Annotated in this window: 8 protein-coding genes; all 8 read right to left on the bottom strand. The window is 46.1% G+C overall.

The features are described from left to right. Window positions 1-1050: hypothetical protein (locus GX441_08805; GenBank protein NLI98741.1), on the bottom strand; the 1050-nt coding region annotated here is incomplete at its 3' end. 117 nt (window positions 1051-1167) lie between these two features. Then, window positions 1168-2994: a hypothetical protein gene (locus tag GX441_08800; protein NLI98740.1), complete on the bottom strand. Its 1827-nt coding sequence runs from the start codon at window positions 2992-2994 to the stop codon at window positions 1168-1170. Continuing rightward, window positions 2994-6563 (bottom strand): hypothetical protein, encoded by a 3570-nt coding sequence (locus tag GX441_08795; protein ID NLI98739.1) that lies wholly within the window; start codon window positions 6561-6563, stop codon window positions 2994-2996. The genes GX441_08800 and GX441_08795 overlap by 1 nt, the downstream gene beginning before the upstream one ends. Further along, window positions 6541-8418: a BamA/TamA family outer membrane protein gene (locus tag GX441_08790; GenBank protein NLI98738.1), complete on the bottom strand. Its 1878-nt coding sequence runs from the start codon at window positions 8416-8418 to the stop codon at window positions 6541-6543. The genes GX441_08795 and GX441_08790 overlap by 23 nt, the downstream gene beginning before the upstream one ends. Further along, window positions 8399-9346, bottom strand: a complete 948-nt coding sequence (locus GX441_08785) for an aminopeptidase (protein ID NLI98737.1) — start codon at window positions 9344-9346, stop codon at window positions 8399-8401. Before GX441_08785 ends, GX441_08790 begins: the two co-directional genes overlap by 20 nt. Window positions 9347-9361: 15 nt before the next feature. Beyond that, a complete protein-coding gene (gene gatB / locus GX441_08780) occupies window positions 9362-10804 on the bottom strand; it encodes an Asp-tRNA(Asn)/Glu-tRNA(Gln) amidotransferase subunit GatB (GenBank protein ID NLI98736.1) in 1443 nt (480 codons plus the stop codon). Further along, window positions 10785-12197: an Asp-tRNA(Asn)/Glu-tRNA(Gln) amidotransferase subunit GatA gene (gene gatA, locus GX441_08775; GenBank protein ID NLI98735.1), complete on the bottom strand. Its 1413-nt coding sequence runs from the start codon at window positions 12195-12197 to the stop codon at window positions 10785-10787. Before gatA ends, gatB begins: the two co-directional genes overlap by 20 nt. After that, window positions 12194-12442 (bottom strand): aspartyl/glutamyl-tRNA amidotransferase subunit C (locus GX441_08770; protein ID NLI98734.1); only part of this gene is annotated, 249 nt, incomplete at its 5' end. The genes GX441_08770 and gatA, both read right to left, overlap by 4 nt.

Genomic DNA, 12442 nt, shown 5'->3' with positions numbered 1-12442 from the left:
TCCTTTGTTGCGCCTCTCGGCGAGCACAGCCGAATGGAACTTCTGGACAACCGGTCTGCCCACGCCGTCGGACTGCTTGACCTCCACAGGATTATGCCCGAAGTCGTGGCCGTCTATACCACGATCTGCGGATTTGGTGCGAGAGCAGGTTCCGTGCAGAAGGTCAACAATGACGTGGTTCTGGAACTCAAAAGGCTCCATTGTCTTAAGCTCGTCAATATCGTGCGGCATACCGATTATTTCGATGTCTCTCTCTTCCTTAATGACTTTTGATATACGCCGGCGTGCTAGCTTACAGGCAATGGGTGAAACGTCACAACCTATCCAGCGCCGCCCAAGCCTTTCGGCAACGGCGAGGGTGGTGCCGACTCCGCAGAAGAAATCGGCTACTATCTGATTCTTTTTAGAAGAGGCTTTGATAATACGTTCAAGCAATGCTTCCGGTTTTTGAGTTGGATAACCAAGCCGTTCTGCGTCCTCCCTGTTGAGTTGTTCAATATCGGTCCAGTAATCTGGAGGAATAGTTCCATCATCAACGTAATATCGGTAGACCTTGCTGGTTTTCTTATCCGTTTTTTCTAAAAATTCACGTCCTTTTTCATCATGTCCCCTTCTCATGTAGGTTCCTGTCTTTCCTGGTACTCTAACTTCATCAACATTGAAGTAGAACTTCTCCTCTTTAGAATAGAAGAGTATACTATCATGCTTCCGTCCCCACTGTTGTTTTCCTCGTCCTCCTATGCTGTAGCACCAACTGATTTCGTTTCGGAAGTTTCCCATCCCGAAAATGTCGTCCATCTCGCACTTTATGTAGTGCACTGCGTGCCAGTCGAGGTGAACGTAAATGGAGCCCGTGAGTTTGAGAAGCCGGTGCATCTCAATGAGCCGTTCGCGCATCCACTCGACGTAGACGTTTATCCCGCCCTTCCAGCGGTCGCCGAATGCGCGGAGTTCGGCGCCGTTGCCCCAGATAACCTCGTAGTGGCGATTGGAGAAAAACGGCGGATCAATGTATATAAGATCAATGGATTCCGAAGGAAGCCTCTGCATAACATCCAGATTATCCCCGCATTAAATTACGCCCGTCCTGAGCTCCTCGGCCTGCGCCTTCTTTTTAGGCATAATCAATAATACTCAATGTATATTCTTTTGTCAAGAAAGAGGCCGCTACATTATCTCCACCGGGTCCACCTCGGACTGCCAGCCGGATTTGAGAAGCGTACGGGCGTCCAAAAGTGTTCCCGGCGATAAGTCGCGTCTTATCTTGACTAATAAGGTCTCCTTTGCCTTTCTTCCCGTATAAGGACCCAGTATCTCCACCCCGTCACGTACAAGGGATTGTGAGAGTTTTTCTGCATCCCACGCATTCTTTAGAGACGTACGCTCGAAGAGAACCAGCCGTCGGTACGGCGGATAACCGAGTTCCCTGCGTTTGCGAATCTCGTAATGAAAAAAGGATTCGTAGTCGCCGGTAAGAGCCCAGCGAAGCACATTATCTCTCGGTCTGTAAGTCTGCACGACAAGGCGAGCGTCAGGTGATGATGAAATCAACCTTCGCATATATGCAACATCACGATACGCACGCTCAGAGGAACGAAAATCGGGTCTTGATTGTTCCGCATCCCAGGAAAGAAGCGCTGCGGTGTGAACCCTTGACGGAATGTACTCAAGCGCCGCGCTCGTGCCAAATATGACATCGGAATTATAAACTTCGTCGAGCAGCGGTTTACGTTCAGCCGTTATCTCACATGTTTTAGCGTTAGGAATAAGCCGTCCTAACTCCTTCTTAAGAGTTAAGAGCCCGGGAGAAAGAGGCTGCCATCTTGCGGCTCCGCATTGCGGACAGCGTTCAGGGGCAAGGTATTTTCTTGAGCAAACAGGACATTCCAAATCTTCACCAATCTTAACCAGCTTTAGAGAAAGTCCGCAGGTTATACACGAAAGAACATGACCGCATTCAAGACACATTAGTCGACCAGCCGTACCCAGCCGGTTCAGAAGCAGCAAAGACTGCATTTTTCTTTTATGCGCTGCAACAATCAACTCGCTAAGCGTCGAAGAAAGAACTGCCCCTTCTTTCTCGTTCTTCATTTCTACGATAATAGCTTTACCTTTTTGCGGCACCTGACGCTCGATGCGGAAAAAATGACCAGAGCGGGCCATATGCGACATCTCTAATGTCGGAGCTACAGAGAAAAGAATAAGCTTGGTTCCTTCTTCTTTAATGCGTCTTGCGGCTATATCGACTGCATCGTAATCTAAATGACGAGTTCGTTCCTTGTAATAATTAGAATCAGCGTCGATGACAATTACAAGTCCCAGATTCCTGAATGGAAGAAGAACGGACGATCTTAACCCGAACACAAGATCGACCGAACCTTGGTTTACGCCGTGCCATAAGCTTCTCCGTTCAGCCTGTCCAAGGTTTGAACTATAAATCGAAACGGGCAAGAACGCAGAGAAACGTTCGCAGTATCGGGCAAGAGAAGGCTCATCCGGTAATAACACAAGAACCTGCTTCTGGTTTGATATATACTTGCGGATGAGCGACACGAACAATCCAGTATAATCGGAAGACGATTGAAGAAGAACTCTTTTTTTTGCGCGTTCAATTTCGCTAATAATCTTTTCCTCGTCCCCTCTCATCTTCAGATTTGCGAAGGCGGATCGACCTTCATGAGCGCCAGGCGTCTTAGGAGGCAGTAATATGTCTTTCGGAAGAACCGCACCGAGCATCTCTCCCCAGAAGGCCATGTGATCGACTGCAATATTCCTTGCCAGTTCCAGAATTGACGGATGAAACAGAGACTCAGCCACGCGTTTTTCGAGTTCCTTAAGACCCTCCTCACATCCGGTTTCTGTTTTAACAACGCAGGCGTACACGGTTTTACCGGCAAGAGGAACCTTTACAAGGTCGCCTGGGTTTAATGGTACCTTTGTCGAGTAACGCAGTTCATCAAGGGGCCGCCAAAGCGGCACAGCGTGGGCTATCATCAGAACTTAAACTTAATCTGCCAGCGAAGAATATGAGCGCCCTTTTCGTCTCTTTCAAGCACAATATTCTGTTTTTTATCTATTTCATACTCGACCTTGAATTGAAACGGATTATCAGGGTTTTCCGAAATAGCCTGCGTATATGATGCAAACCATCTATCGCCGAAGTATTTCCCGAAAGTGACGTTGGCATCTTTATCGCCTAGGTTTTCTATCCTTACAATATCCACAGGAAGCCATTTTTGAATAAGAGTAGTAGCTCCGAGGCTTAAGTAATCCGTAAAAACCTGAGAAATCACAGCCTCGTAATCCGGATTTGTAACGTCGCCCGGCACGATGCGCAGATTCAGGTAACTTACTACTTCGGATTCAGTCCATACGGGCGGGTCTGAAAAGAACTCAGGGATTAGTTCATACATGGTTCCGCCCATATGAAGTATTGCTACTATTGGCTGGTAATAACCCGAACTGGAGTCTATAACGTTCGTCCTTAAGCTCGTCCACAAATCCAGCTCCGGATTGAGCTCCTGTGTAGGCGGAAACACTATTTTGCTTCTTGAAGGATCGAACTGCAGTCTGTTGGCAAGGTAATAGTATTCACCCCGTTTTACGGTGATTGTACCCGTTATCTGGGGATTGGGGTCTTCCCTGAGTTTTATATAAAGATCCGGCACAACCTCAACCTTCATATCTCTGTTCGCTATCCATATGTTATCCTCGCCCGAAATGCTGAGATCTAGATACGTAGGAGGAGGCGGAGGCAGATTCGGATTGATAGCAGGCGCATAAGGAGAAATGAAGCGCATCTCGTCTCCAAGTCCGTAAGTGATTAATCCTCTTTTTATCTCCATCTTGCCTTCTATCCTCAAGGGGGTCGTATCCGTTCCTTTGATTGTGAGATTCCCTGAACTTATTGCGAAGATGTGTCTTTCGGGCGAAAAGGGCACATTCTGGCAGATAATGCCGAAGTAAAAGGGATGTCCTGGTGCAAAAAGAGCGTAATCGCCCCTTGCGCTAAGGATTCCTTTCGTCTTTTCCTTGACGATTGTCGCATCAAGCCTGTCGATTATTACCTTTCCGTTCTTAAAAAGTATGTCGGCATCCGATGATTCGCTCGACAAATCCATTACCGGCTGGTAAAGCTCGGCTCCGCGCACGTTCAGCCATCCAGTTATATCAGGGTCCTCGAGTCTGCCTTTTACATTGAGTTCGCCCTTTACGAGACCGCTTCGAACCTCAAGGATGTCCTTCATAAAACCGAAAGGCCAGACGCCTATATCGTCAATAGTCGCGTGAATGTCTAGATAAGTTACTATGTTAGTATCTTTCAAATCATATTCAGCATACCCTTCGGCATTCGTTATGCTTCCGTCTTTTTCAAAGGAGGCCGTAAAATCGAGCCGCAGCGTGTCTAGGGTTCCCGAAAAGCTTATGCCGTCTGCATCCAATCCATTAATATGAAGATCACTTGCACCAAGGTCGACTATTATGTTTCTGTCAGACCCTTCATCACGGCTGGCGATTTGACCTCGAAGCTTTCCCCTCGATCCTTCAGGAAGGCCTATAATTCCTCCGAAGGTTTCTAAGGTAACATCGTAGAATGAGAGCTCCAGATGAGGCATTTTGTTGAATTGCCAGGAGCCTGTTGCGGCGACTTCGCCTGCGCCTACAAAAAGAAATGTCGGACCTATATACAAAGAATCCTTCTCTACTCCTAAGACAAAGGGAAATCGATTTGAAATCGTATCTCCTCTTGCTAAAAACAGAATATCCTCGCATTCGTAAACGGCAGCCGGTTTCTCCCAGTTGACATTCAGTATTCCTGATGTGTTCAGAGTTGTAACGCTTCTGTCGTCCATGTAGAGGCTGACTCGACCGTTTTTCACTGATCCGTCAAGATAAAATGGTTTTCCCCCGGGTCCATCGAGATCGTTTATTATTAAGTCCAAATTGCCGGATAAATCAATCGGATTAAAAGATTCAAGACTTGCTTCAAGATGTTTGAATGGCGCTTCGTTTGAACGCGCGAGAAGTACCCCTGAAAAATGGGGGGTCTTTAAGGTGCCTCCAATCGTTATCTTTGCATCAATCTCTGCAGGAGCTCCCAAAGGATTAAACTTCTCCAGGCTGCCGAGTTGAAAACTGTGGATATTGAAATCAGCTTCTACAGAATCTTTTTTTACAAAACCTGAAACAGAGATCCTGGACAAATCGCGATTCAGAGAAAACTCCCTGAGATATATCGAGTCTCCATTAAAAGAGATATCCAACGTTGAGTTCCCCCAAGGCATCCCCTGAAAATGTATATCGTTCAGGCTTCCGGACACATTGCCGGTCTCATTTGAAAAATCGAATGCAGCATCTAATGATCCGTTGATGTCGATATCCATTTCCGGTATAGGATAGATGTTCGCTTCATCAATTACGACCTTCCCTTTGATTCTGTTGTCCAATAATGCGTAACTGGCGATTAGGGCTCCTTTAAACTTCAAAGGAAAACCAGTTGATTCATAGAGTTCTATATCTTTAATAGCCAGATCACAATCAATTATTTCTTTGGTTATGCCTGCTTTACCTGACATCTCCACTTTTCCTAACTCCGGATTGCTTCCAATTACAGATAAATCGAATATGCCTCCTTCGCCTTTAAGAATGAGCGTAGCATCTGCAATTCTTACTCCGCCTAACTCCGCTTCATACAAATTTAACCTGAAATCACCGCTGTACCCAAGCGGTTTCTCGGCAACTTTCCCTTCAGCAACTACAGTTCCTGAAAGATAAGCCGGAGCAATTTCGTCAAGCGCTATCTTCGCCTCGCGAAGCGTTATATCCCATACGGAGTCGCCTATATAAAAATCGCCTTTAAGAATAGACCTGCCGGTTTTGAGATTCAGATTGGAAATATTGATACCGCCGGGAACTGTATACGCGAAATTGGTTCGAGCCTGCCTCAAATCGAACCTTAAGGTGTCATTCAAAAGCGTCTGAAAGGACAGATTTCTTAATCTGCCGCTCACACTATGAGGTTTAATCTCTATCTTTGCGTTCATCTGGATGTTTTCTAAAAGCATCGTATCGGAAAGCTCCACGCTTCCACTCCTTATGACTAGGGAACTCAGATTAAGATTAATCAAAGGATCAAAGACCTCCGTGCTTTCGGGTTTTTCTTCCGGAAGCTGCCACCTTGCAAAAGGCTTTACAATCCTGACCGAACGAATCTCAAATTTTTGTGCAAACAATAGTGGCAGAAGCCGATAAGAAATATTGACCTGATCCGCTAGAAGCCAGTGCTCCTCATCTTGAATAACCTTCAATTCCTTGAAATTTATCCCCCCGAAAAGATCTCCCCAAACGCTTTGATACTCAACTTGAAAACCCTGTTCGTTCGCAAGGGCAAGGGCCTTTTTTACTATGTCATCACGCAACGGAACCCTGAAAAGGAAAGCAACAACAAGCATTCCTGTAATAGATATTCCCGCGATTACAACGAATCTGAGAAAACGCTTGAAAGGGTCAAGAGCGCTATGGCGCTCTCCCCTAATACGTCTAAAACGCTTGTAGAAAGCCAATCTCAAATCTCCCTATATTGCTTGTAAATATGCTGTCCTTATTCCATACGAATGGAGTTTTTACGTCTTTAGACCAGTCAAGCCGGACAGGACCTATAGGCGTGTTGACCCGAATACCTACTCCTGGTCCCCATGCCCAGTCGTCTTCTCTGATATGATTCGCATCTCTTGCGCATATCCCAGCATCGAGAAAAAAAACAAGACCCACCCAGCCGAATGCATAGGGGGTTCTGACCTCAAGGTTATGCAGCAATAGCAAGGTGCCGTAATGCTTGTATACAGGTAGGGTAACGGAGTCGCCTGTAAGAGAATCGCGGATGGTTTTATAGTCTTCGATAATCGAGTCCGGCCCTATTGATTTCGGAGCAATTGCGCGTACGCTCCCTGTTCCTCCGAGCGTAAACTTCTCATAATGTGAAATAAGCTCAGGCTGCATACCTGAATGCGGGATTATTATTCCTGCTTTCAGGCGCCAGGCCAATACCATTTTTAAAGGCAAAGATAAGTAGTTGCGGAAATCGGCCGAAATCCTGGCAAAGTCATTGTTGCCGCCGAATGGCGTGCCGGCCCAGTCGGCGTAAGGATACAGGAATATTCCGGATGATGGATTGAAGAAATCATTGCGGTTGTCGTATGAGCAAAAGATGCGAAGGAAGTTTGCCTTGCCGATGGAATCAACGGGCGAATAAGGAATACCGTCTGCAAATGACCAGTTTCTTTTAACCTGCATGGAAATTCCTGTGAGAAATTTTTCGGATACCCACTTTTCAAGACCGATTTCTCCGCCTACCGTATGGGAAGTCAAAGTCGGATTTGAACTGTCGCCCTTATTGAACTTATTCTCCCAGTAAGGTGTAAGGGTTAAAGCTATGCCCCACGGTAAAAAATACGGAAAGCGGTTCTTGATTTTGAGATCAAGAAGGTAGTTTCCTCTGGATGAGCCTAAGATAACGGGATTGAACCCCGACTGAATCGACAAGCCTACTCCCCGTCGGAAGAGATTGTTGTGTTCCCAACCTGCCGATAAAGACAATCTATCCGGCAAAAAAGAGTTTTGCTCTGTAGATAACCCTGCGCCGAGCGAAATGTTCTGAAATAAATTGCATGTCAAGTCGAAGCTCAAATCGAGTGAATCGTCCCTTTCAGACGCTTTTGAAATTCGGGATTCCACCCGTGAGAAAAGCGACGTTGCATACAAAAAACTTGAAGCTTTGTCAATTTTAGCGGCCGAGTATTCAAGGTTGGTTGAAAGACGGGTTGTCTTGAGAAGGTAGTTATGATTAACAATCGAATCTGCAACCCCAAGGAAATGGACGCTTGCGATATAAGCCTTAACTCCGGGCGCTACCTTAATCGTAAGTTCAACATTAGACATCTGGGTAGTCGTGTCGGTTTCAACTACTGCGTAAGGATACCCCCTGTCCAGATAGTATTTCCTGGTAATTCTTTGGGTTTCCGACAAACCGAAGGCTGTCAAGGCGAACGGCTTCCTCAGAGGGATCTTTGCTAATATCAAATCCGCATCGTCTTTGGAAATTCCTTTGGTTACGATATTTGATATCTTAAGGCGTTCGCCTTCTTTTATCCTGAAGGTCAATCTTTTACGGGACAGTTCATAGCTGTATTCAAGAGAAGTCCACGGAAAACCCTGGTTACGGTAAAACCTTACGAGTTCGGATGAATCGACTGAAGCGTTGAATGTTGAAAAGATATCATTTCTCTGTGTCGTAATCGTATTTGCCAGCCTTAAATCTGAAAAGTGACGATTTCCTTCAAATCGAATCTTACGAACCAGGCCCTCTTGCGCTCCAAAAACTATGAGCGTCAAAAGAAGCCTAAATAAGCAGGCGGCCATCCTTTATTATAGTTCTCCCGTCTGCAATCAGGGTTGGTTTAAGAACAAGACCGTCAAGATGTACGTCTGCCTTGACCTTGCCGCCGAAGTTGGAATTGTCCCCAAAGGCAAGATGTATCGTCCCCATTACTTTTTCATCTTCAAGGACGAATCCTGTTATCCGAGCCTTGTCGTTAGTTCCTATGCCTATTTCCGCCAAATTCCTGCCGTAATAACCAGCTACATCGAGCATCCTTGAAAGTCTGCCTCTATCGCCTTTTATTCTTGATGCTCGTCCTTTTTCAATCTCTATAGATATAGGCTCCTTAAGCATTCCTATTCCCGAAAAGCTCGCATCAAAAATGACTACGCCTGAGCTTCTGCCTTCGTAAGGGGCTGCGTAGACCTCTCCGGCAGGAAGATTGGAGAAGGAACCGGGTTTAACAAGATATCCGCTGTCTTCATGAAAGTGGCGTCCCTCAGCATTAATTTCAACATCGGTTCCTTTTTTTGATGTTATTATAATTTTCTTAGTACCCTTTAACAACCTTGAAAGCTTGTTGTTGCGTTTTAAAATCTCCTTGTGGTCAACAAGCATAGGGCCCGCTATCATCTCTTCGGTTACATCCGGCAGGGTCGCGCCGCGAGCACCCGCTTTTACTGCGTTCCTTCGCGCTTCAGTATGAGTCATGGATTTGGATGTCGGAATAAGAAACACCTGCGCCTGCTTTAATAAATCGGCTACGTACTTTGGCGGTTCCTCGCCATGCTGGCGAAGCGGCATTATTTCAAAAAGTGAAGCGTCGCAACCAGACTTCACTAAATTATCAAATAGATCCGTTCCGATTTTGCGCTTTGGCGTATCGCAAACGACTATCGCCCTTTCCCCTTTTTTGACTCCTAGACAATCGTTAATTATCGTCTGGATGCCTTTTTCGTAGCGTGTCAATTAATCCTCCTTACGCTATAAATACTTCAAAAGAGTTTCTTTTACCTTTACAGGATCAGCCTTGCCCTTAAGCTTCTTCATGCATTGGCCCAGAAGAAAACCTATCACACCCTCTTTACCCGATCGATACCGTTCGACAGGTTCAGGATTTTCGAGTATTGTCTGCTTTGCAGCATCCATTAAAACGGCTTCATCCGAAACTACTTTAATCTCCATCTTTTGGATCAAGTATTCGACCCTTTCTCCTGTCTCAGCCATTTTTGCTAAAAGTTCTTTGGCCGCAGGTCGGGATAACGAACCATTCCGAAGAAACGCAATAAGCGAAGACATCTCTGATGCATCTACCTTGAACTCCGAAAGAGTCTCCTTGCGCTCCGAGATGATTCCTCGCGCCTCATTAAGAAGCCAGGTAGAGGCTTCTTTGAAGCTTGCTCCATTTTCGATAAGATCGTTAAAATACTTCTCCCAGCTAGGCTCCTCAATAAGGATCTCTGCATCCTGAAGTGAAAGACCCGAACCCAGATAACCTGATCTTTTATCCGACGGTAATTGAGGAAGATGCAATCGGAGATTCTCAATTTCTTTCAAATCGAGAACAAGCTCAGGCAGGTCCGGCTCGGGGAAGTAACGATAGTCCGCAGCGGTTTCCTTGTAGCGCATAGGTTTAAGCTTTCGATTCTTCTCGTCCCAGAGATAAGTAGTTTGGGTTATCTTTTCGCCTTTTTCAAGCCGGACAATCTGATCCTGAAGCGCACATTCTATCCCTTCCCTTACTGCTTTGAAGCTGTTCAGATTCTTAATTTCAGACCGTACACCAAGCTCCTCACTTCCCTTCCGCCTGACGCTTATGTTGGGCTCGCAGCGAAAGTGCCCGCGCTCCATCTCCCCATCAGTGACACCAATGGTTCTCAGGACAAGCCTCAACTCCTTAAGATAGCCGTCGGCTTCTTCCGCACTTGCTATCTCTGGTTCGGTGACAATCTCTGCAAGCGGAACGCCGCAGCGGTTGAAATCCACGAGTGTTTCTTCCTGTGAATGTAGGAGCTTGCCGGCATCCTCTTCGAGATGAATTCTGCGTATACGAATGCTCTTTTTCATACCGGGCAGGGCAAGAGAACCTTTTTCAGCAAGAGGGTACTCATACTGCGTTATTTGATATCCCTTAGGAAGGTCAGGAGAAAAGTAGTGTTTTCTGGCCCATCGGGAATCTGTGTTAATTTTGCAGCCAAGCGCCAGCGCCGCTTTGATTCCTAGTTTTATAGCCTCCGTATTTGTCTGAGGCAGCACTCCCGGAAGCCCCAGGCAAATCGGACATACTTTCGTATTAGGCAAAGAGTCTACGTCCACCTGACAGCGACAGAACATCTTGGTTTGTGTCGCAAGCTGAACATGAACCTCCATCCCTATCACGACTTCATACTTATTCAATACATCGGTTTCAGATTTTTTCGATGGCATGAGCAAACTCGAGGATGGCTGAATCTTTGAAGCGTGGGGCTACAATATGAATACCGATGGGTAACCCGTCAACCATTTCTTTCGCTGGGATGGAAATAGCCGGCAACCCTGCAAGAGCGGCAGGGGTTGTATATATGTCTGAAAGATACATCTGCAAGGGATCATCTATTTTCTCCCCCAGTTTGAATGCTGGCGTGGGAGCAGTCGGTGATAAGAGAAAATCAACTTTCTTGAATGCATTATCGAATTCTTTTGCGAGCGACGCTCTATATGCAAGCGCCTTGTTGTAGTAAGCTTCGATATAACCTGCAGAAAGTCCGAACGTTCCTACCAGTATCCGACGCTTTACCTCCTTCCCGAACCCTGAACCTCTTGTTGAAAAATACGTTTCACGAAGGTTCTTATCCTCAGTCCTTGCACCGTATCTAATTCCGTCGTATCTGGCTAGGTTTGAAGAAGCCTCCGACATAGCAAGCAGGTAATATGCAGAGATAGAGAACTTGACTAGCGGCAGGCTCACTTCAATAAGCGTTATTCGGGATTCTTTGAATGAGGACAAGATAGCATCCTTAATTTTATTATCTTCAAGATCATCAAAGCATTCTTTTATCACTCCTATTCTTACTCCATCAGGGAGCTTGCCTGTAAGATTAACCTCCTCAGGCCAGCACGGATAAGTTGTCGAATCATCGACATCAGGGCCAGCTATTATCGAATAGATAAGTGCAGCATCTTCAACATTTTTTGTTATAGGGCCAATCTGATCAAGACTGGATGAAAAAGCGACAAGACCGTACCTGGAAACTCTGCCGTACGACGGACGAAAGCCAACTAAACCGCAAAACGAAGCAGGCTGTCTGACTGAGCCGCCTGTATCCGAACCAAGGGCAGCAACAGCTGCACCGTATGCTACCGCAGCAGCCGACCCCCCAGATGAGCCACCTGGAACACGGTCGGTGTTCAGGGGGTTACGAACCGGTCCGTATGCTGAGGTCTCGTTAGAAGCCCCCATGGCAAACTCATCCATGTTGGTTTTTCCAACTATTATCGCACCAGCTTTTTTAAGTCGTTTTATGACTGTAGCATCATAAGGCGAGACGAAACCTTCGAGGATTCTTGAGGCACATGTGCACGGCTTATCTTTAACGCATATGTTATCTTTTACGGCAATCGGTATGCCCGCAAGACCAGGTGTCTTTCCTTGCATGTAGTCCCACTCATCGGCTTTTTTTGCTTCGCGTAACGCTTCATCCAGAAATAGGTTAATAAATGCGTTCACTGAAGGTTCGTATTCATCTACGTTCTTCTTTATTCCCGAGATTACTTCGGCAGAAGTCGTTTTCTTCTGATGAAGCATTGAGATAAGTTCAGTAATTGTAGGAAGTTCGCTCATGTAAGAAGAGGCGGGATTTTGAAATATCCCTGTTTGATGTTTCTTGAAAGCCTGTTGATATCGATATCATACCCAACAGGGACATCATCAAAACGAGGGCAGGGATATTCAAGCGTCATTTCACCTCCAAGCATAAGTTGCTGTAATTCCGAGAAATACGCGACTATTTTCTCGAATTCCGAACCGAAGCGTTCGCGTTCTTCTTCGCTCAGGTTAAGCCGCGCCAGTTCGGCAACCTTGATAAT

The organism is bacterium (assembly GCA_012517375.1).
GTDB lineage: Bacteria > Hydrothermota > Tepidihabitantia > B3-TA06 > B3-TA06 > JAAYVC01.
This window is presented reverse-complemented; position numbering and strand designations above follow the sequence as displayed.

Bases quoted from the DNA above. Each gene is read 5' to 3' on its own strand.
- gatB (NLI98736.1), bottom strand. From the start codon at position 10,804: ATGCCATCGAAAAAATCTGAAACCGATGTATTGAATAAGTATGAAGTC.
- gatA (NLI98735.1), bottom strand. From the start codon at position 12,197: ATGAGCGAACTTCCTACAATTACTGAACTTATCTCAATGCTTCATCAG.
- GX441_08790 (NLI98738.1), bottom strand. From the start codon at position 8,418: ATGGCCGCCTGCTTATTTAGGCTTCTTTTGACGCTCATAGTTTTTGGA.
- GX441_08800 (NLI98740.1), bottom strand. From the start codon at position 2,994: ATGATAGCCCACGCTGTGCCGCTTTGGCGGCCCCTTGATGAACTGCGT.